This is a genomic window from Actinomyces sp. HMT 175 (genome assembly GCF_016694895.1).
In the GTDB taxonomy this organism is placed as follows: Bacteria; Actinomycetota; Actinomycetes; order Actinomycetales; family Actinomycetaceae; genus Actinomyces; species Actinomyces oris.
The window spans coordinates 1,560,918-1,581,254 of sequence record NZ_CP068012.1; the positions used below are offsets into that span (position 1 = coordinate 1,560,918).

Consider the following 20,337-nt stretch of genomic DNA (forward strand, 5'->3'; position numbering starts at 1 on the left):
TTGCGCGGGTCAGTATGCGGTTGTCGAGGTATCCGTGGTGGGGGCGATGGCTGCGAGGAGCGCAGTACGCATGAGATCGATATCGGGCTGCTGCCCGGTCATGAGCTGCACCTGGGGCACGGCCTGGTGCAGGAGCATGAGCCAGCCCGGGGCGAGGGCTCCCTCGGCGTGAGCCCAGGCACCGGCGACGGCGGTGGGCCAGGGGGCGTAGACGACGTCGAGCATGACGGCTCCTGGGCGGGTGCCCTCGACCTGGTCCAGGGCCTGCCTCAGTGGGGCTGCCAGTGGGTCGGCCGCATGCGCGGGCAGGGTCGAGATGACGACGTCGGCTGCGGCCAGGCGGCGGGCCGCCTCGGTGTTGGAGGCGGAGTCGGACGGCTTCCAGGTGAGAGTCTCAATGTCCAGCCCCATGCGGTGGGCGGCGCTGAGTGCGCGACCGGGGCCGGCGTGTCGTCGGGCCACGACGGTGATCCGGCCGGCCCGGAGCTCTCCGAGCGCCGCGAGGGCGGAGCAGGCGGTGGCCCCCGATCCGAGCACCACGGCCTGCTCGATTCGCAGGCGGCCGCCTGGGCAGTCCGGTGCCTGTGTACGGGCGGTCTCCCGCAGCGCGCCGACGATACCAGCGACGTCGGTGTTGAAACCGGCCAGGAGCGCACCTCCTGCGCCGCTGCGCTGTGCCACCACGGTGTTGACAGCGCCGACGGCCTCGGCCAGAGGGTCGATGACGTCCAGGCGCGCCAGGAGCGTCTGCTTGTGGGGCATGGTGACGCTCAGGCCCGCCCAGGCCGGACCGGCCTGAACCGGAGCGGCCAGCTCGGCGAGCAGGGCCGACAGCGCATCCGAGTCAGTCTCGCGCCGCTCGTAGGACCAGTCGTCCAGTCCGAGCCCGGCGTAGGCGGCCCGGTGCAGCACGGGTGACAGCGAGTGGCTCACCGGACTGCCGATGACGGCGGCGCGGTGGCGGATCTCCCCCGCCGGCGACTCAGCCACTCTTCTTCTCGCCGTTGCAGATCTCCTGGTTCTTCTTGCAGTAGTCGTTGAGCTTCTTGGTGTTGGTCTTCTGCTCCTCGTTGGTGGAGGCGAACAGGGTCTCGCCGGTCTCGAGGTTCACCGTGACGAAGTAGAGCCAGCTCCCGGCCGGCGGGTTGAGCACCGCCTTGATGGCCGCCTCGCCGGGGCTGCCGATCGGCCCGGGCGGGAGACCCTTGTGAACGTAGGTGTTGTACGGGTTGTTGGCGTCCTGAGTCTCCGCCTCGGTGGGGATGCCTCCATACCGTCCCAGGCCGTACTGCACTGTCGAGTCCATCTGGAGCAGGCCATGGGTCTCGCCGTCTGTCTGCGACAGACGGTTCTCGATGACCCTCGCTGCCTGCCCGTAGTACCGCTCACTGTTGACCTCGCGCTCGACGATGGAGGCCTTGGTCAGAACCTTCTGGTAGTCCTCCTTGGGCACCTGGAGCTCTTTGAGCTGGGTGACGGTCTGGGAGACCATCTTCTTGACCAGGTCCTTCGGCGTAGCGTTCTCAGTGACGTCGTAGGTGCCCGGGGCGAGCCAGCCCTCGACATTGCCGCCGGCCTCGGCAGGCAGACCGATGGCAGCGGAGTCGGCGTAGGCCGCCTCAATCTGCTCGTCGGTGAAGCTGCCGACCTTCTTGAGCCGGTCCTTGACGATCTGCTTGGAGACACCTGCGGGGATGGTCAGCGTGTGATCGCCCTTGCTCTCGGGATCGAGCAGCGCCTGGAGAGCGGCGTTGGCGGACATCTTCTTCTTAAGCTTGTAGGTACCCGGCTGGATCGTATTGCCCTTCGGGTTGTTCTTCGCCGCATTGGTGAAGGCCTTACCGGAGGCGACGACGCCCTTGCTCTGGAGGATGTCTCCGATGTCAGCTCCGGAGGCCCCCTCCGGGATCGTCACGGTGACCTCGCCCTCACCCTCACCCTTGTAGTCCTCGGCGTGAGTCGCCTGGGCGGAGGCGTCGCGCATGATCCCGATGGCCTTGTAGCCCAGAACGCCGACAGCCACGAGGGTGATGACAATGACAAGGCTGGTCAGCCAGTGCCGACGCCGCTTGCGCTGACGGCGCTCGACCTTCTCCATGCGCCGCTGCCTGCGGCTCTTGGGCTTGTCCTTGGCGTCACCAGCGTCCTCATCGCGCTGGATGCCGAGCTCGGCGAAGAAATCGTCGTGGCTCACGCTCTGCCTCTCTTAATCGGGTGGACTCGCTCACCGGCCGGGACCCCGGACATCCGCTCAGTGGTGATGGCCTGTTCGAGGATGACGACCGCTGCCGCTTGGTCGACAATACCGCGGAAGCTCCTCTCCTTCAGGCCGGCCGCGTGCAGATCCCGGTGAGCAGAGACGGTGGTGAGCCGCTCGTCGACCAGCCGGACGCACACCCGCTGAGGCAGGCGGCTCGCCAGGTCTCGCGCCCACTGGCGGGCGTCCCTGGTTGAGCTCGAGCTGCCGCCGCCCATGTGCTTGGGCAGACCGACGATCACCTCGAAGGCACCGTACTCCTCGACGAGGTCAACGGCCTCGTCGAGGTCTGCACCATAGCGGTCCCGCCTGAGAGTTACCACAGGAAACGACAGGATCGCGTCCTGATCGCAACGAGCGACACCAATACGTGCCTTTCCGACATCGAAGGCGATGCGGACACCGGGACGGAATTGCGTCGAATCCGGTTGAGCCGATGAGCCTGTCACAGGATCTGCTACGCGTGCGGGGCAATCCGGTTTCCCGGATCAGGCCTGGATCTGCTCGGCCACGGCGCGCAGCGCCTCGTCCAGAGACTGGGGGTTCTGACCACCGCCCTGGGCAAGGTCGTCCTTGCCACCGCCTCCGCCGCCCAGAACCTGGGCGGCGGTGCGCACCAGGGCACCGGCACGGATGCCCAGGTCACGAGCACCGGCATTGGTGGCCACCACCACGACCGGACGCGAACCGACGACCGCGCCGACGGCGACGACGGCGGGCTCGGCGTCACCGAGTCGGCTGCGGGTGTCGAGGACCAGCGAGCGTACAGCATCGGCCGAGCCGACGGTCCCGAGGTCGGCTGAGGCAAGACGGACCTCGCCCAGCCGGACGGCGTCGGAGACGATGCCGGCCGTGCGCGCCGACAGCGCCGCCTGCTCGGCCGCAGCCAGGCGCTTCTCGGCGTCCTTCAGGCGCGTCATGAGGCTCTCGACGCGCTCGGGCAGGTCCTCGGGGCGGCCCCCGACCATGGTTGATAGCTGGGAGACCAGCGCGTGCTCCTTGGCCTGGTAGCCGTAGGCGCCCTCACCGACGAGGGCGTCGATACGGCGCACGCCCGAACCGATCGAGGACTCGCCCAGCACCGCGATGCGGCCGATGTGGCCGGTGCTGGGGACGTGAGTGCCGGCGCACAGCTCCTTGGACCAGTCACCCCCGATGGAGACGACCCGCACCTGCTTGCCGTACTTCTCTCCGAACAGGGCCATGGCGCCTGCAGCGCGGGCGGCGTCGATGTCCATGACCTCGTCGGTGACGGCCAGGTCCTCCGAGAGCCTGGCGTTGACCCGCTCCTCGATGCCGGAGATCTGGTCCGAGGCCAGGGCTGAACCGTGGCGGAAGTCGAAGCGCATGCGGGAGGGCGAGTTCTCGCTGCCGGCCTGGGTGGCGTTGTCGGAGACGATCTCGTGGAGCGCCTTGTGCACCATGTGGGTGGAGGTGTGGGCGCGGGCGATCGCCAGGCGGCGCGCCGAGTCGATCTGGGCGAAGGCCTTCTCCCCCACCGCGATCGTGCCCTCGGTCAGGGTGCCGCGGTGGACGTGCAGCCCCTTGACGGGGGCCTGGACGTCGTCGACCTCGACGGTGCCGCCGTCGGCCAGCCGGATCGTGCCCTGGTCGGCGAGCTGGCCGCCCATCTCGGCCCAGAACGGAGTCCGGTCCAGGACAACCTCGACCGAGGCCGGGGCGGTGACGACGCTCTGCGGGACGCCGTCAACGAGGATCCCGGCGACGGTGGCATCGGCGGAGGACTCGGTGTAGCCCAGGAAGGTCGAGCCGCCGCCCATCTCCTTCTCCAGCTCGCGGAAGACGCGGATGTCGGCGTGTCCGGTCTTCTTGGCGCGCGCGTCGGCCCGGGCACGCTCCTTCTGCTCGTTCATGAGGCTGCGGAAGGCGCTCTCATCGACATCGACCCCCTGCTCGGCCGCCATCTCCAGGGTCAGGTCGATGGGGAAGCCGTAGGTGTCGTGCAGCTCGAAGGCGCTCTTGCCCGACACCAGCGGGCGCCCGGAGCGGCCAGCCTCCTTCTTGGCCGAGGCCACCGCGGTGTCCAGGATCGTGGTGCCGGCGGCCAGGGTGCGGCGGAAGGCGTCCTCCTCACCGTAGGCCACCTCGGAGATGGTGCTCCAGCCGGTCTCCAGCTCGGGGTAAGAGGACTTCATGGCGTCCTTCGAGACGGTCAGCAGCGTGGGCATGGCGGCCTCGTCGACGCCGAGCAGGCGCATGGAGCGCACCGCCCTGCGGATGAGGCGGCGCAGGACGTAGCCGCGGCCGTCGTTGCCGGGACGCACGCCGTCGGAGATGAGCATGAGGGCCGAGCGCACGTGGTCGGCGACGACCCGCATGCGCACGTCATCGTGGTAGGCCTCGCCCGCCTCGGGACCGGCCGAGCCGCGGCCGTAGACCTTTCCGGACAGCTCCTCGGCGGCCTTGATGACAGGGAAGACCTCGTCGATCTCGTACATGTTGGGCTTGTCCTGCATGATGAAGGCCAGGCGCTCCAGACCGGCACCGGTATCGATGGCCGTCTGGTCGAGCTTGCCCAGGAGCTCGAAGTCGTGGCCCTTGCCCTCTCCGCGCAGGAACTCGTCGAAGACGAGGTTCCAGATCTCCAGGAAGCGGTCACCCTGGGTGTCGACGGCGGGACCGCCGTCGGGCCCGTAGGCGGGGCCGCGGTCGTAGTGGATCTCGCAGCAGGATCCGGCAGGGCCGGGCTGGCCCGTGGACCAGGAGATGTCCTTGAAGGGAAGGAGCTGGATCCGCTCTGCGGGCACCCCGATCTCACGGGTCCAGTAGTCGAGGGAGACCTGGTCCTCCTCCCAGATCGTCATCCACAGCCGGTCCCCGTCCAGACCATAGCCGCCCTCCTCGCGGCTGCCTGTCAGCAGGCCCCAGGCGTAGGAGATGGCCCCCTCCTTGAAGTAGTCACCGAAGGAGAAGTTGCCGTTCATCTGGAAGAAGGTGCCGTGGCGCGTCGTGATACCGACGTTGTCGATGTCATTGGTGCGGATGCACTTCTGCACCGAGGCGGCCCGGGGCCAGGGGGCCTCCTCGGTACCCAGGATGTAGGGGATGAAGGGCACCATGCCGGCCACGGTGAACAGGATGGAGGGCTCGGGAGACACCAGGGAGACCGAGGGCCGGATCTCGTGTTCGTTCGCGGCGAAGTAGTCCAGCCAGCGGCTGCGGATCTCGGATGTGCGCATGGGGTCCTCATCCTGTTCGAGGTGTGCCCGGGCACTGCGGCTCTTGGGCCTGGTGCTGGGCGGGTGGACGGTGTGGTGTGGCCGACCGGCCGGCCAGGTACTCGACGGAGACGGTGGAATCAGTCGCCTGCGGACGCAGAGCCGGTCGAGTTGCTCCATGGTGAGCGTACTCCCACGCCGGGGCGCCCCGAACCTCTCATGGGTCCGGGGCGCCCCGGCGTCAGGTGGGCGTGAGGGTCAGCGCGAGTAGTACTCGACGACCATCTGGACGTCACAGGTCACGGGGACCTCGTCGCGCTTGGGACGGCGCACCAGCGTGGCCGAGAGCTTCTCGAGGTCCACGTTGAGGTACTCCGGGACGGGGGGCAGCACGTCGCGGTGCGCACCGGCAGCGGCGACCTGGAAGGGCACCATCACCTGGGAGCGGGGACGGACCTGGATGGTCTGGCCGGGCTTGACGCGGTAGGAGGGGCGGTCCACGACCTTGCCGTCGACGAGGATGTGGCGGTGGACCACGTCCTGGCGGGCCTGGGCGATGGTGCGGGCGATCCCGGAGCGCAGAACGAGGGCGTCCAGGCGCATCTCGAGCAGCTCGACGAGGGACTCACCGGTCAGGCCCTGGCCGCGACGGGCCTCCTCGAAGACGCGCTGGAGCTGGGCCTCGCGGATGCCGTACTGGGCGCGCAGGCGCTGCTTCTCCTTGAGGCGGACGGCGTAGTCGGACTCGGTGCGGCGGCGGGCGCGGCCGTGCTCACCGGGGCCGTAGGGGCGGCGCTCGAAGTAGCGCACGGCCTTGGGGGTCAGCGGGATGCCGAGGGCGCGGGAGAGGCGCACCTGGCGGCGGGAGCGTGAAGAGCTCATGTGTGTCATTCCTGTCGGATCGATGGTCGCACGCCGTGGCGGGAGCCGACGGCGCGGGGTCAAGCCTCGGTTCGGGCCGGGACCCCAGGAGGTCCGCATCGTCGTCGGCCGGTGACACCTGCGGGAGGCGCCTGCCGTTTCCGATGTGGACAACTCGAGAACTCTAGCGTGCTCACCGGCGAAAACCCATGTCGGAACCGCCCGGTGTGAGACGGTCCTCAAGCTCTGCCCGGATGGGGTGCTCAAGGCGTACGCACTATCGCTCATCGAGGATGCGCCTGACCGCCTCGAGGCGGGAGGCCAGCTGCTTCTCGAAGCCGTTGCCGGTGGGTCGGTAGTACCGGCTGCCCTCAAGCCCCTCGGGCAGGTACTGCTGGCCGACGACGGCGTGGGGGAAGTCGTGCGGGTAGCGGTAGCCCTTGCCGTGCCCGAGCCCCTCGGCCCCGGCGTAGTGGGCGTCGCGCAGGTGAGCGGGAACGGCCGCGGCCTTACCGGCCCGCACATCGGCCAGCGACTCGTTGAGCGCCACGGTGACCGCGTTGGACTTGGGCGCAGTGGCCACGGCGAGTGCGGCCTCGGCCAGGATGAGCCCGGACTCCGGCATTCCGATCATGGCAACCGCCTGCTGGGCGGCAACGGCGGTGGACAGCACCGTGGGGTCGGCGAGGCCCACGTCCTCGGCGGCGTGAATGACGATGCGGCGGGCGATGTAGCGGGGGTCCTCCCCGGCGGCGATCATGCGCGCCAGGTAGTGCATCGTGGCGTCGGGGTCCGAGCCGCGCATCGACTTGATGAAGGCGCTGATGACGTCGTAGTGCTGGTCTCCGGCGCGGTCGTAACGCACCGCTGCCACGTCCGCGGCCCGCTCGACGTCGGCCACCTCGATGAGGGGCGACGAGTTGGAAGCAGGTGTCTGCGCCAGGACCGTGCCGGCGGCGGCCTCCAGCACGGTGAGCGCCTTGCGGGCGTCGGAGCCGGCCATGCGCACGATCTGCTCGCGCGCCTCCTCGCTAATGCCCACGGTGCCGGCCAGGCCCCGCTCGTCATCCAGCGCGCGATCGATCAGGCGCCCGATGTCATCGGCCCCCAGAGGCTGGAGCGTCAGGAGCAGGGAGCGGGACAGGAGCGGTGAGACGACGCTGAAGGACGGGTTCTCCGTGGTGGCCGCGATGAGCGTCACCCACCGGTTCTCCACGCTCGGCAGCAGGGCATCCTGCTGGGAGCGGGAGAATCGGTGCACCTCGTCGATGAACAGCACCGTCTCCTCCCCCGCCGCCAAACGGCGCCGGGCATCGGAGACGACGGCGCGCACGTCCTTGACGCCGGCCGTCACCGCTGACAGCTCCACGAACCTGCGGCCACTGCCCCGTGCCACCAGGTAGGCCAGCGTCGTCTTGCCGGTTCCGGGTGGGCCCCACAGGATGACCGAGGACAGGGAGGAGCTAGACGGCCGCGCGGCGGCGCCCCGTTCACCAGCATGGGAGCCCCCGCTCGCCTCGGCCGGCTCCACGAGGCGGCGCAGAGGCGATCCGGGGGTGAGCAGGTGTGCCTGCCCCTGAAGCTCGTCGAGCGTGCGCGGTCGCATCCGCACCGCCAGCGGCGCGTGGGAGTCCACGGGGATCCCGGCGTCATCCGTGCCGGCCGACTCGAACAGGTCCATGCACCGACCCTATCTCCCCTGACGCCGGCCCCACGGACGCACGATCTCCAGGAACTTGCAAGGCCTCACGCGAAGGCGGGGCCGGCAAGCAACACGAGCTCGGCGATGGCCGAGTCGGCCACAGGTCGGTCACAGGAGGCTGATGTCTCCGGCACCCTCACGCAGCACCTCGGGGACGTCGTCGGTCAGGTCGACGACGGTGGTCGACTCCCCCTGTCCTACGGGCCCCTCGATGACGACGTCGATGAGGTGCCCCAGCGACTCCTGAATCTCCCACCCGTTGGTCTCAGGCTCCTCCTGGCCGGGCCGGATGAAGGTGGAGGACAGGATGGGGGCACCGAACTCGGCGACGAGGGACTGGGTGATGGCGTGGTCGGGGATGCGTACGCCCAGCGTGTGCTTCTTGGGATTGAGCGTCATCCGGGGCACGTCCTTGGTCCCCTTGAGGATGAAGGTCCACGGCCCAGGGGTGAGCCGCTTGATGAGCCGGAAGGCGTTGTTGCCCACGATGGCCAGCGGCCCGACCTGGGCGAAGTCGGCGCACACGAAGGTGAAGTTGTGCTTGCCGTCGAGCTGGCGGATGGTGCGGATCCGGTCCAGCCCCTCCTTGTTGCCCGGCGCACAGGCCAGGGCGTATCCGGAGTCGGTGGGGTAGGCGACCAGGCCGCCGTCGCGCAACGTGTCGACGACCTTCTCAACCAGACGCACCTGCGGGTTGACGGGGTGGAGCTCGATGTAACGTGCCATGCCCCCACCCTACCCCGGGTGATGGTTCTCACATAGCGTTCTGGGGGCAGACGGGTGTCAGCAGCCAGGGATCTGATGGGCGATATCGGAGAAGACGCCGGTGACCCCCCAGCTGAAGAGCTCGCCGGCTCGGCTTGGCGAGTTGACGGTCCAGACGTTGACGCCGTAGCCCGCATCCCGAAACTCCTGGACCTGCCGCCGGGTCAGGCCGGAGTCCTCGGGATGGATGAAGTCGGCGCCCACGATCTCAAGGGTGCTCCTCCAGTCACCCGACAGCGCACGACTCTCATAGAGGCACCCCACGGGGACCTCCGGGGCGCGCTGCTTGAACAGGTGGAGCAGGAGGTGGCTGAAGGAGGAGACGATGACCTTGACGTCGGGGCGCAGGCGCTCGAGCTGTGCGATGACGCCATCGATGAGGCGCAAGGTCGCCTCCTTGCCGGTCTCATTGGGCTTGATCTCGATGTTGGCGTTGAGACCGCTGTCGTTCATGAGGTCGATGAGATCGCTCAGGGCGGGCAGCGGCTCACCCACAAACCGAGGGGAGAACCAGCCTCCGGCGTCGATGCCCGCCAGATCGGCCGCCGTCAGGTCGTCGTACCGACCGGTGCGATTCGTGGTCCGGTCCAGGGTGGAGTCATGGCAGATGATGACTGTTCCGTCGGCGATGACGTCGACGTCGGCCTCCACCCACTTCACCTGATGATCCACCGCACAACGGAAAGCGGCCATGGTGTTCTCCGGGGCCAGCGAGCTCAGGCCCCGGTGCCCGAAGATCATGCGCTCGTCTCCGCGTACGCACCCACCACTGTCTGAGGTCACCGATGACATGGCCGGAATGCTACATGAGCCGCACGAACGCACTCCGCGGAAGAACGCTTTGACATCAAGGCGAGTTGATATAAAATCCCTTGTATGCGAAAGGTCGCCACACCACCGGAGGCCCCCCTTGGGGAGGACTCGGCCGTGGTGCAGCTGTTCAAGGCGCTGGCTCACCCCATGAGGGCGAGCATCGTCTACCGCCTCATCAGCTCACCGGCTGACGTCACCGAGCTGGTGACGTTCCTCGGCGTTTCCCAGCCCCTGGTCTCGCACCACCTGCGGGTCCTACGCAACGCCCACCTGGTCGAGTCGGTCCGCGACGGCAAGCGCCAGAGCTACTCCCTCATTGACGACCATGTCGCATCCATCTTCATCGACACCCTCGAGCACACGAAGGAGCACGATCATGACTGCCACCACTGAGCACCGCCCCGCTGAGGCCCACCAGCACACCCACGGCCCCGACTGCGGGCACCTGGCCGTCATCCACGGAGACCACGTGGACTACATTCACAACGGCCACGCCCACCACGAGGACAACGGCCACTACGACGAGTGCGACACCTGCTCGTGCGAGCACTGCTCGGACCCCTGCGCCGTGTGCGAGTGCGAGGACTGCACCTGCCCCACCTGCAACCACAACACCTGCTCGTGCGAGCACTGCTCGGACTCCTGCTCCTCGTGCACCTGCGAGGACTGCACCTGCCCGACCTGCACGCACGCCGCCTGAGCGACTCAGTCAGTCACCCCTGGACGGGCTCCGCCTTCAGGAGGTGCGCCCCTGTGAGGGCCTTTTGCCGAATGACGTATGTCGGCAGGAGGCCCTCACGGTTTGCGGCAACGCTGTAGCCGGCGGCGCCCGACGCAGACGGTCAGCGGGAGGCCCCTGGACGATGAGGCTCAGGGAATGGCGGGTTTGCACCGATGCGCACGCGCAACGATCATGTGCCCATGAGAAGTCCCCTCCCTGTTTCCGGTGCTTCTGGGCACGTCGCACCGCCTGTGCCCGGTGTCCGTCTAGGACAGGTGCTGGGTCAGGGAGGATTCGCCACCGTCTACGCCGGGGAGCAGGTCTCGTTGGGGCGCCCAGTGGCTGTCAAGATCGACTCCAGGCCGCTGCACGACGAGCGCAACCGCCGACGTTTCATGCGGGAGATGGCGGCCGCCAGCCGGATCAGCGGGCACCCGAACGCGGTCTCGCTGATCGACTCCGGAGTGCTTCCCGACGGGCGCCCCTACCTGGTCATGGAACGCTGTGACGGAGGCTCCTTGGCCCAGGTCCTGCAGCACGGCGAGATCAGCGCCGCTCAGGCCGTCAGCATCGTCACGGCCGTGTGCTCCGCCCTGGGCGCTGCTCACGACACCGGGGTCCTCCACCGCGACATCAAGCCCGGAAACATCCTCATTGACGCTTATGGAAGCCCGCGTCTGAGCGACTTCGGCCTGGCCGCCGTCCAGCGCGAGGGCATCGACTCCTCCGTCACCCTGGAGACGATGACGCCGGACTTCGCTCCCCCGGAGGCCTTCACCCTGGCCGCGCCCTCACCCAGGGGCGACGTGTGGTCGATGGGGGCCGTTCTCTTCGCGCTCCTGACCGGACGCGGTCCTCGACGCACAGCCGACGGCGCACCCCAGAGCCTGCCGGAGATCATCAACCACCTGTCGGTGCCCATCGACACCTCCGACGCACGCATCCCCGAGGCGTTACGTCCGCTGCTCGACCGGGCGCTGCACCCCGACCCCGCTCAGCGGTACCGCGACGGCAACGAGCTGACCGAAGCACTGACTCGGGCCGGCGGGCTCTCGAACGGCGCGTTCAGCACCCCTCACTCGGCGCTACGGGATTCCCACCCCCTACCTGCGGCGATCTCGACGCCCACAGCCGGATCGCGCCGCTCGAGCAGGGCACTGATGCTCCTGGCACTGGGGGTGACAGCGGGCGTCGTCATCTCCGCCGCTGTGCTGGGCGCCGTCAGGCTCATCGACTCGGTGCCGTCAGCGAACCGGGCAGCCCAGCGGGCCTCTGCCTCGCCCGTCCTACATGCGGGGGCCCGAGCGGAGCAGGGCGCCGGCAGCCGCCCCTCGGCTACGGCCCGGGCAACCGTCCCCGGCTCCCGGAAGGCCTCGCCCTCCCCGACAGCCGCCCCGACTCCCGCGCAGGTCAACGCCCAGGGCATCCCCTACTCCGACGACATGCCGTGGCCTCTGGGGACCTGCCTGAGCCGGACGACCTCGGTCGTGGGCGGCACGAGCGTCAGCCAGGTCGACTGCTCCCAGGCCGACTGGATCGTCTTCGCCGGCGGAACCTTCGATCCGGCCACGACCGCTTCCAGCGCCACCGAGGCCATGGCGAATGACCCTCAGGTCGAGGCCGCCTGCACCAGCGCCTACGCGCAGCGCTACGGACTCGACCTGTCCACCAGCTACACGATCAACACGCTCGGTCCCAATGATGAGGAGTGGGCCGCGGGCAGTCGGGGTTTCGCCTGCGTCCTGGGCCGGTTGTAGATCTGCAGCGGTCTCACATGCCCCTCCGCAGGCGTCGGCCGGCGCCGACGTCAACAGGTCAGCCCCCGGGAGGCGAGTCACCGGCTGGTGCCGGCGAAGACTTCCTCGATGAAGGGATCGACCAGCCCGTGGTAGGCCTCCGGGGCATCCCTCCGCACGCAGTGGCCGACGCCGTCGAGCAGCACCAAACGTACGAGAGGATTGCTCACCTCAGAGGGGTCAGGAGCCATCTCACCGCGCCGAGGCGCCAGGTAGAGCGTCGGCCTCCGCAGCCGGTTGATCGCGCTGACGAGGTCGGCCTCGCCGAGATAGGTACCTTCGCGGATGTAACGGCGGTCGACCTGCCTCTTGCACGCGGCCCAGGCCTCAATCTCGGACTCGGTCCATGAGGTCTCGCGCCGCATACGTTCCCGCTCGGCAGCGCCGCCGTCGGCGAAGGCGTCCAGGAAGTGCTCCTGATGCTCCACGAACCAGGGGGCCGGAGCCCAGTGCCCGGTGGGACGCGCGACGTCCTCCAGGACCAATGCCCGAACCAGCTCGGGCCGGGCGACACTCACCCGCAGCGATATGAGCCCACCCAGACTGTGCGCCACGACGACCGGCGGCTCCGGGAACAGCGCCAATGTCCTCGTAAGGTCCTCGTGCATCGTCTGCGGCGCCCGAGCCAGGGCCTCATCGTCCCACCGCGGGGATGCCCCGTGTCCCCGCTGATCGATCGCGAGGACGTGATACTGGGAGGACCAGCGGACTACGGCATCCGGCCAAGCGGTAGCTGATTCAGTCAGGCCGTGCACTAAGAGCAGCGGCAGACCCGTCGGGTCGCCCCACTCGTGCAACGCAAGCATCGTCACCTCATCGAGTGTAGGCGAAGAGCGCACACGACTTCCGTGCTCACCTCGATCCCCACTGAGTTCATCGATTCCGATGAGGGCGAGTCTTCTAGAGCTTGAGGTGAAAGTCGTCGAGTTCGGTACTCCCCTGGGGGATACCCTTGGGAGCACCGAACTCGGCGCCGGGATCACCGCCCCGTCCGCAGGTCCTTACCCAACGACGCGACCTGCGAACTCAGATCTGCTTCGTCCCTTGCTGTTAGCCCTGCGCCGCAGAGCCGGAGTCGTTGTCCGGGACGGCGTCAACCCCGGCCTCCTTGCGCTGTTCGGGCGTGATCGGGGCGGGTGCCTCGGTCAGCGGGTCGAAGCCACCCCCGGACTTGGGGAAGGCGATGACGTCGCGGATGGAGTCGGCCCGGGTCAGCAGGGAGACGATGCGGTCCCAGCCGAAGGCGATGCCGCCGTGCGGCGGAGCACCGAACTTGAAGGCGTCCAGCAGGAAGCCGAACTTCTCCTGGGCCTCCTGCTCACCGATCCCCATGACGTTGAAGACGCGCTCCTGGACGTCGCTGCGGTGGATACGGATGGAGCCGCCACCGATCTCGTTGCCGTTGCAGACGATGTCGTAGGCGTAGGCCAGGGCGCTTCCCGGGTCGGTGTCGAAGGTGTCGAGGCACTCGGGCTTGGGCGAGGTGAAGGCGTGGTGGACCGCGGTCCAGGCGGACTTGCCCAGGGCCACGTCGCCGTCGGCCTTGGCCTCGGCGGAGGGCTTGAACAGGGGGGCGTCCACGACCCAGACGAAGGACCACTCGTCGTCATCGATGAGACCGCAGCGCTTGCCGATCTCCAGGCGGGCGGCGCCCAGCAGGGCACGGGAGGAGTCCACGGGCCCGGCGGCGAAGAAGATGCAGTCGCCGGGCGCGGCGCCGGCGGCCTGGGCCAGGCCCTCGCGCTCAGCGTCGGTGATGTTCTTGGCGACGGGTCCACCGAGGGTCCCGTCCTCGGCGACGGTGACGTAAGCCAGGCCCTTGGCGCCGCGCTGCTTGGCCCATTCCTGCCAGGCGTCGAAGGTGCGGCGGGACTGGGAGGCCCCGCCGGGCATGACAACGGCGCCCACGTAGGGGTTCTGGAAGACCCGGAAGGTGGTGTCCTTGAAGTAGTCGGTCAGGTCCACCAGCTCGCAGCCGAAGCGCAGGTCGGGCTTGTCCGAGCCGTACTTCTCCATGGCGTCGTGGTAGGTCATGCGGGCGATGGGCGTGGGCAGCTCGTAGCCGATGAGCGCCCACACTTCACGCAGCACGTCCTCGGCGACGGCGATGACGTCGTCCTGCTCGACGAAGCTCATCTCCACGTCGAGCTGGGTGAACTCGGGCTGGCGGTCGGCGCGGAAGTCCTCATCGCGGTAGCAGCGGGCGATCTGGTAGTAGCGCTCCATGCCGGCCACCATGAGGAGCTGCTTGAACAGCTGCGGGCTCTGCGGCAGGGCGTACCAGGAGCCCGGTGCCAGTCGAGCCGGAACCAGGAAGTCGCGGGCGCCCTCCGGGGTGGAGCGGGTCAGGGTGGGGGTCTCGATCTCCACGAAGTCATGGGAGTCCAGAACCCTGCGGGCGGCCTGGCTGACCTTGGCCCGCAGGCGGATGGCGTGCTGCATGGCGCTGCGCCGAAGGTCGAGGTAGCGGTAGCGCAGACGCGCCTCCTCGCCGACCTGTCCGGCGTCCTCGGCATGATCGGAGACCTGGAAGGGCAGCGGCGCGGAGGCGTTGAGAATCTCAACGTCGGAGACGACGACCTCGATCTCGCCGGTGGGCAGGTTCGGGTTGGCGTTGCCTTCGGGCCTGGCGCTCACCTCCCCGGTGACGGCCAGAACGTACTCGGCGCGCAGGTCGTGGGCGATCTCCTCGCGGATGACGACCTGGGCGATCCCCGAGGCGTCCCGCAAGTCGATGAAGGCCACGCCTCCGTGGTCACGACGTCGATCCACCCATCCGGTGAGGGTGACGACCTGGCCGATGTCTGAGGCGCGCAGGGAGCCTGCGGTTCGGGTTCGCAGCACGGTGCTGAGTTCCTTCCGTGTGGGGCACTGAGCCGGTGCCCGTCGGGGCGCACCACGAGACGGGTGGGCGCCGGCGGCAGTTTACAAGGAGCTCGGGTCTCAGTCCTCAGGCCATGGCCCGACGACGCTGATAGGCGGCCATCCTGCGACGGTTGATTGCCACGAGCACCGACAGCACCACCAGGATCACGCTGAGCCCGAGGACGAAGGCACCGATGATTGGGAAACCGGCCGACTCGCCACCTGGCCCCGCGGCTTGGATGCCGGCGGCGGTGCCGTTGGCCCGGCCCGAGGCCGCGACCTGACGGGGCGGCGGGGTGGGAGCCGGCGGAACGGTGGGAGGGGCGGACCCGCCTATGACCGTGACACCCGATACCGTGAAGTAGGGGCTCTTGTTGGTGTAGTCCGCCGCGTTGCCCTCCTGGCCGCTCTCCCCTTGGGCCCCGAAGACCCGGAATCGCAGCCAGTGGTTGCCCTGCTCGACGTACTCGGGCAGCTCGAAGGAGCCTGCGGCGGTGCCGTCCTTCTTGACGGTGATCGTGGTGACCACCTCGGACTCCCCGGGGCGCGAGGCGACCAGGGCACCGTCGTCGATGAGGACCTGGACCGTCACGCCGCTGGGGAATCCCGAGAGCGTGTACATGATCGTTCCTCCGACGGCGACCGTCGAGGGGCTGACTGTTGAAGCGGTTCCTGTAGTGGAGGGACCGGTTTTGGTGTCCGCGCTGGCGACGGGGCTCGTGGAGACCACCGCCACCAGGGAGGCCAGGAGCACGGAGCAGACGATGACCAGCATCCGAGGAGACCCCTGAAGGCGCCTCAAGGCACTCCGATACCGACTCGGCACGGCACGCCGCTCACGCCGTACGCGCTCAGTCATCCGGAATATCCGGATCATCCGCTCACACCTCCTTTCCACGGCCGCGTGCTCCGGCCCCTTGACGATGTCATTGACGCTCTCCTACTACACCGTCTCAGCGCCTGCGCGGAAGCCGCAGGGAGGTCCGTGGTGCACGCAGCGGCATCCCGGAGAACGCGGCGACCAGCAGGCTCACGGCTCCGACGACCAGCAGCCCTCCGGCGCTCCCCAGGAGCATGTCGTTGGCACTCAAGCCCTTGGTGGGCGCAGCCGCGGTGTCCGGGAAGGTCAGCAGCTGAGCCTGTGCCGGGTTGCGAGGATCGAAGGACGCAGAGGAGATCTCCAGCTTCGCCCATCCCAGGAGGCTGTTGTCGCGATCGGCCACCGCCAGCTCGTAGGAGCCGGAGTCGAATGTTGAGATATCGATGGAGACGCTGTTGGCATCATCAACCTGCACCCATCCCTTCGTGGTGGCTCCGGGGAAGACGAACACCGAGACCCACTCACCCGCCTGCGCCTTGGACTTGGGCAGGACGAGGTTGACGATGTTGCCCTGGCGGGAGCCGGACAGGGAGCCGGCGTTGTCCGCGCTCAGGTGGGCCGCGCTGGTCACCGGGGCCACCGGGCTCCGGTCCGGACGGACGGTGCGCTGTGAGCTCGCGTCAGCCTCAGGCGAGGCCTGCGCCGAGGCCGCGGAGTCTTCCGAGGTATGGGCGCGTTCGCCTCCTGAGCCACCGGCGTTCGGGGCGGGCGCCGCCCCAGCGTTGGCCGGTTGTTGGGCGGAGCCGTCCTGCGAGGTCGAACGGGAGTCCGATCCGGCATCGGGGGCATGCGGCGCGGAGGAGTCGGCCTGGCTGCCTGCGCCTGTGTCCGCGCCCGCACCTGAACCAGCGCCCGAGCCGGAACCCGAGCCGCCGGGGTTGCCACCTGGGTGGTTGCCCGCGGCGTTGTCCGTTCCGGGGCGCCCACTGTCATCCGGGTTCGGCTTCGGAGCGTTCTGGTCGGGTTCGGTGGTCTGAGGTGCAGGAGCCGGGGACGCCTTCTCGGAGGGGTGGGCCGAGGGAGCCGGCGAGGCGGAGGGCTCCGACGACGGAGCAGCCGAGGGCGTGGGAGCAGGGCTGGTGGGTGAACCAGTCGGCTCCGGTGCGGGTTCGCTGGTGGGCTCCGCAGTGGCCGAGGGCTCCGCGGTCGCAGGAGGAGCCGGGCTCGGCGCGGGGGACGGCTCCGGCGTGGGCTGCGGGGCGACGGCCTTGTTGAGGGCGAAGATGTTGGTCGCGGCCGTCAGCCCGGAATCGATGGGCGAGAGCTGCAGGTAGTAGCGCCCCTTGTCGACCTTCCCCCCGGTGTAGAGGGCCGACAGGTTGAGCTGGGCGTCGAAGGACCCGTGACGGAAGGTGACGGGAACCGAGAGCGTTCCCGGAACCACGTACCCGCCGTAGGCCGCGACCTTGATCTCGACCGGCTTCTCGCCGTCGAGCATCGTCCCCTGCGAGCACCAGCCCGTACCCCGGACCCTGACTGCAGTATCCGGGTCGTAGGAGGGCTCTACCCCCTGGAGATCCGAGCCATCGGAACCGAGCACCTGGACGGCGGGCTTGACCTGGCACGTCTTAGCGGTCGCGCTCGGCTGGGTAGAGGCAGCCGGCTCGGGCGACTTGGAAGGCGAGGGCGATGCGCTGGGTGAAGCAGCCGCGGAAGGAGTGACCGTCGGACTGGGCGCCGCAGAAGGAGTCGGTGAGGGGGCTGCTGACGGGCTGGGTGCCGCGGAGGGACTCGGTGAAGGCGTCGGTGTCGGTACCGGCGTGGGAGACGCCGAGGGTGCCGGCGACGGCTCATTCGAGGCATGAGGAGCCGGTTCCGCAGTAGGTGCGGTCGTCGGTTCAGCAGTCGGCACCGGACCGGGTGCAGCACTCGGCTCCGCAGAGGGTTCGGGAGTCGGCTCCGCGGTAGGCTCCGGCGTCGGCTCCGCGGTGGGCTCCGCAGAGGGTTCGGGAGTCGGCTCCGGCGACGGCTCGGGAGTCGGCTCGGGAGCCGGAGGGTTGATGACATCCGGGTCCTGCTTGACGAAGGAGAACAGGCCCGTGGTCGCACTCACCGTTCCACTGGTGTAGGTGAGGCTGAAGACCTTCGTGCCGACCTCCCAGCCTTTGTCTCCGGTGGCCTGACGCACGCCCTTGACGAGGTAGTCAGTCGGGATGAACACATCCTGCTCGCCGTTGGTGGGAGCCGGACGCTCAAGCTCGGCCTTGATACCTGGAAGCAGGTAGGGAGTGACGGTCTTGCCCTCGACGACGTTGAGCGTGATGGTGGGGTCCTCCAGGACCTCCCCAGCGGTACTGCACCAGCCCGACAGGATCGACTCGACCCCCACGCCGAACCCGGTCTCATAGACCGGCACCACGTACTCGGGCGCCGACTGGCCCTCGGGGTAGACCATTCTGGCTGCGGGGTGGCAGGCCGAACCGCTCTCATAGTCCTCAACAGCATTGCCTGCATTCAAAAGGGGCATGGCGGCAACACCGGCGGTGGCCAGAACAATGCCGAAGGCTGTCAGAACAGCAAGAATCGCGCGCAGGCCGCTCCTGACGGAAGGGAGGGCGGCAAGCAGCCGCTGAGCGTATTGCATGACGTGGTCTCGTTCATGGGCAGGGGCAGATGGACTTACTCGTACAGCACATGGTTGACAACCGAGATGCACGAGGAAAGGACGCACCACGAAGCAGGCGCGACTGCCTTTCGCGAACGATGATAGACGGACGCCTCCCTTCTAAGAATCCGCTATCACCCGAAAACATCGTCCGCGTTGTCGATTCCGGGTTAAGTATACACAGCGGTAACCCGTCAATCGGTCGGGTTGAGACCATTCAGAACCGGGAGACTTGAGGAAACTCGAGCAATGGTAACGATAAATTGGGATACGTGACCCCTTTGTTGCCAAGATTTCTTTTGTGTCACGGTTTTATTTGCGCAGCGGATCCGCCCCTGCAGTGCGCCCCGAGCTGGCGACAGCCGCACGCGGAGTACCTCAGATGGCTCATGAGCAGATCCCCAGGTCCTGCTCATGAGCGTCAAGCCCCCACGACAAGGCATGACGCCACCAGGCGTAATCGTGCCCGCCACGCTCCTCGCGATACTCGAGCAGCGCTCCTTCGACCCCAAGAAGCTCTGAGACGGTGCGAGCCCCCTGACGCAGGCCGTCTTCATGGACCCCGCACTGGACCACCAGTCGCGCCCCCAGCCCCTGACCATCATGAGGATGCTGGTCGCTTCTCGGGCGCTGCAGGCTCCGAGCCTCGGAGCGGTGACGCAACCAGCGCAGCAGCTCCCCTTCACCCTCGCCTCGGCGCTGAGAGCCGAGCCAGAAGGATCCGGACTGGACAATGGCACGAGTAGCCAGCTCGGGATGACGCAGAACCAGGTCGGCCGCAGCAACCCCTCCCAAAGACTGCCCAGCCACCACGGTCCGATCCGGGCGCCACATGCAACCAGCATCATCCTCAGAGGACACAGCTATCCTGCAGCCTCGTCCGCAGACGGCCCGATGTGCCGCCTGCAGACACCTACGGAGCAGTTCTCTGCTGCGTCGCGGATCCCCCAGGTCGCGTGAGCGCATGGCCAGGCTGCCGGAGTCGATGAGCAGCACATCCCATTGGCGGGATCTGGGGGCCAGGTGATCGACGGCATGGTTGCCACGCCAGATGTTTCCGTCGAGCAGGATCAGCAGACCCCGCTCACCGTGCCCGCAGGAGCCCTCCTGGACACGGCCCCCGCACCACAGTGTGACTCGCCGTCCGGGGTCTCCCGGCTCATCAAAGTCTGTGAGCACCTCGTTCTCCAGGTCGAACCGGAGGACGTACCCAGCGTGTTCATCCTGGGGACGGCTCAGCGCCTGCCACGCCCCCTCTGCCGAAGCGCCCGAGCCGATCATCCAATCCGGGTGCAGCATGGCCTTGGGGCCCGCCCATAGCGAGGACACCAGACCGAAGCCGTCATGCAGCCGCTCGGGATTGAGGGGATCGGGCCGTCCCAGTGCGTGAACGCGCTTCCAGCACTCGCGTCGGGCCCCGGCATCGTCAGGCAGGGCGTCATGAGTCACAACGATCCGGTAACTCAAGAGCGCATCCTGCGGCAGCAGGACGTGAAGCGCCCACCAGCCGGTCCCGGGAACCCGGGCGGCCAGTGCCGGCGCGATGTGAGCGCGATGGTTGTCGGTCAGGGTATTGAGATGGATGAGCACACTGGGGCTGGCGCCGTGCCGGTGGTCATCACGCCACAGGAAGCTCGCCTCCACCATCTCAACCCCGTTGATGATGTGTCCCTCCCCCAGGACGGGAGTGCCGTGCACCGCGGCAGCGGCCAAGGCTGAATCGTCGGGAACCGGAGGCCACCACGCCGGGGTGATGCGAAGCGGGCCACCGTCCTGGGCCACAGGAGTCGCGGCCAGCTGTCTCCACCGTGCCTGCGGCACAGGCGGTTGATCGCCACACCCCCCACTCACGTCGCCGACTCTACAGCCACTCAGTATCGGTTCCACGTATCG

Annotated in this window: 16 protein-coding genes; 3 read left to right on the forward strand and 13 right to left on the reverse strand. The window is 68.3% G+C overall.

The annotated features are described in order from the left end of the window. Nucleotides 1–9: 9 nt before the first annotated feature. From JJJ14_RS06670 to JJJ14_RS06705, 8 genes are all read right to left on the reverse strand, one after another. Entirely contained in the window at nt 10–990 is a 981-nt protein-coding gene (locus JJJ14_RS06670; protein ID WP_201443659.1) for a shikimate dehydrogenase, read from the reverse strand. Further along, nucleotides 983–2,194, reverse strand: a complete 1,212-nt coding sequence (gene mltG, locus JJJ14_RS06675; protein ID WP_101558141.1) for an endolytic transglycosylase MltG — start codon at nt 2,192–2,194, stop codon at nt 983–985. Before mltG ends, JJJ14_RS06670 begins: the two co-directional genes overlap by 8 nt. Beyond that, entirely contained in the window at nt 2,191–2,706 is a 516-nt protein-coding gene (ruvX, locus tag JJJ14_RS06680; protein ID WP_201443660.1) for a Holliday junction resolvase RuvX, read from the reverse strand. Before ruvX ends, mltG begins: the two co-directional genes overlap by 4 nt. 39 nt (nt 2,707–2,745) lie before the next feature. Further along, on the reverse strand, nt 2,746–5,457 hold the full coding sequence (gene alaS, locus JJJ14_RS06685) for an alanine--tRNA ligase (protein WP_201443661.1): 2,712 nt from the start codon (nt 5,455–5,457) through the stop codon (nt 2,746–2,748). A 237-nt stretch (nt 5,458–5,694) separates the two neighbouring features. Next, entirely contained in the window at nt 5,695–6,318 is a 624-nt protein-coding gene (gene rpsD / locus JJJ14_RS06690) for a 30S ribosomal protein S4 (RefSeq protein ID WP_009747225.1), read from the reverse strand. A gap of 256 nt (nt 6,319–6,574) precedes the next feature. Beyond that, the gene (locus tag JJJ14_RS06695; RefSeq protein WP_101558138.1) at nt 6,575–7,978 is read right to left on the reverse strand and encodes a replication-associated recombination protein A; all 1,404 of its coding nucleotides are present in this window, start codon (nt 7,976–7,978) and stop codon (nt 6,575–6,577) included. A gap of 129 nt (nt 7,979–8,107) precedes the next feature. Beyond that, entirely contained in the window at nt 8,108–8,725 is a 618-nt protein-coding gene (locus tag JJJ14_RS06700; RefSeq protein ID WP_101558137.1) for an L-threonylcarbamoyladenylate synthase, read from the reverse strand. Nucleotides 8,726–8,782: 57 nt separating this feature from the next. Then, nucleotides 8,783–9,556 carry a glycerophosphoryl diester phosphodiesterase gene (locus tag JJJ14_RS06705; protein ID WP_201443662.1) on the reverse strand — a complete coding sequence of 258 codons (774 nt, stop codon included), beginning with the start codon at nt 9,554–9,556 and terminating at the stop codon, nt 8,783–8,785. Nucleotides 9,557–9,640: 84 nt separating this feature from the next. On the opposite strand from JJJ14_RS06705, the gene JJJ14_RS06710 reads away from it, so the two are divergent. From JJJ14_RS06710 to JJJ14_RS06720, 3 genes are all read left to right on the forward strand, one after another. Further along, on the forward strand, nt 9,641–9,970 hold the full coding sequence (locus JJJ14_RS06710; RefSeq protein WP_004564836.1) for an ArsR/SmtB family transcription factor: 330 nt from the start codon (nt 9,641–9,643) through the stop codon (nt 9,968–9,970). Continuing rightward, entirely contained in the window at nt 9,954–10,277 is a 324-nt protein-coding gene (locus JJJ14_RS06715) for a hypothetical protein (RefSeq protein WP_009405546.1), read from the forward strand. The genes JJJ14_RS06710 and JJJ14_RS06715 overlap by 17 nt, the downstream gene beginning before the upstream one ends. A 221-nt stretch (nt 10,278–10,498) precedes the next feature. After that, nucleotides 10,499–12,055, forward strand: coding sequence for a serine/threonine-protein kinase (locus tag JJJ14_RS06720; RefSeq protein ID WP_201443663.1), 1,557 nt, complete (start codon nt 10,499–10,501; stop codon nt 12,053–12,055). A gap of 77 nt (nt 12,056–12,132) precedes the next feature. On the opposite strand, the gene JJJ14_RS06725 is transcribed toward JJJ14_RS06720, so the two are convergent. From JJJ14_RS06725 to JJJ14_RS06745, 5 genes are all read right to left on the reverse strand, one after another. Continuing rightward, nucleotides 12,133–12,900 (reverse strand): alpha/beta fold hydrolase, encoded by a 768-nt coding sequence (locus JJJ14_RS06725; RefSeq protein WP_201445101.1) that lies wholly within the window; start codon nt 12,898–12,900, stop codon nt 12,133–12,135. 244 nt (nt 12,901–13,144) lie between these two features. Then, entirely contained in the window at nt 13,145–14,938 is a 1,794-nt protein-coding gene (aspS, locus tag JJJ14_RS06730) for an aspartate--tRNA ligase (RefSeq protein WP_201443664.1), read from the reverse strand. A gap of 106 nt (nt 14,939–15,044) precedes the next feature. Beyond that, nucleotides 15,045–15,734: a DNA-directed RNA polymerase II gene (locus JJJ14_RS06735; RefSeq protein ID WP_175284673.1), complete on the reverse strand. Its 690-nt coding sequence runs from the start codon at nt 15,732–15,734 to the stop codon at nt 15,045–15,047. Between the two features lie 178 nt (nt 15,735–15,912). Next, a complete protein-coding gene (locus JJJ14_RS06740; protein WP_201443666.1) occupies nt 15,913–18,423 on the reverse strand; it encodes a hypothetical protein in 2,511 nt (836 codons plus the stop codon). 408 nt (nt 18,424–18,831) lie between these two features. Next, a complete protein-coding gene (locus tag JJJ14_RS06745) occupies nt 18,832–20,226 on the reverse strand; it encodes an enterochelin esterase domain-containing protein (protein ID WP_201445102.1) in 1,395 nt (464 codons plus the stop codon). Nucleotides 20,227–20,337: the final 111 nt, after the last annotated feature.

Excerpts from the sequence above, each read along its gene's own strand:
- JJJ14_RS06695 (WP_101558138.1), bottom strand. The coding sequence starts at position 7,978 with ATGGACCTGTTCGAGTCGGCCGGCACGGATGACGCCGGGATCCCCGTG.
- JJJ14_RS06735 (WP_175284673.1), bottom strand. The coding sequence starts at position 15,734 with ATGCTGGTCATCGTCTGCTCCGTGCTCCTGGCCTCCCTGGTGGCGGTG.
- alaS (WP_201443661.1), bottom strand. The coding sequence starts at position 5,457 with ATGCGCACATCCGAGATCCGCAGCCGCTGGCTGGACTACTTCGCCGCG.
- JJJ14_RS06705 (WP_201443662.1), bottom strand. The coding sequence starts at position 9,556 with ATGTCATCGGTGACCTCAGACAGTGGTGGGTGCGTACGCGGAGACGAG.
- JJJ14_RS06725 (WP_201445101.1), bottom strand. The coding sequence starts at position 12,900 with ATGCTTGCGTTGCACGAGTGGGGCGACCCGACGGGTCTGCCGCTGCTC.
- JJJ14_RS06720 (WP_201443663.1), top strand. The coding sequence starts at position 10,499 with ATGAGAAGTCCCCTCCCTGTTTCCGGTGCTTCTGGGCACGTCGCACCG.
- JJJ14_RS06740 (WP_201443666.1), bottom strand. The coding sequence starts at position 18,423 with ATGCAATACGCTCAGCGGCTGCTTGCCGCCCTCCCTTCCGTCAGGAGC.
- JJJ14_RS06710 (WP_004564836.1), top strand. The coding sequence starts at position 9,641 with ATGCGAAAGGTCGCCACACCACCGGAGGCCCCCCTTGGGGAGGACTCG.
- JJJ14_RS06715 (WP_009405546.1), top strand. The coding sequence starts at position 9,954 with ATGACTGCCACCACTGAGCACCGCCCCGCTGAGGCCCACCAGCACACC.
- JJJ14_RS06700 (WP_101558137.1), bottom strand. The coding sequence starts at position 8,725 with ATGGCACGTTACATCGAGCTCCACCCCGTCAACCCGCAGGTGCGTCTG.
- rpsD (WP_009747225.1), bottom strand. The coding sequence starts at position 6,318 with ATGAGCTCTTCACGCTCCCGCCGCCAGGTGCGCCTCTCCCGCGCCCTC.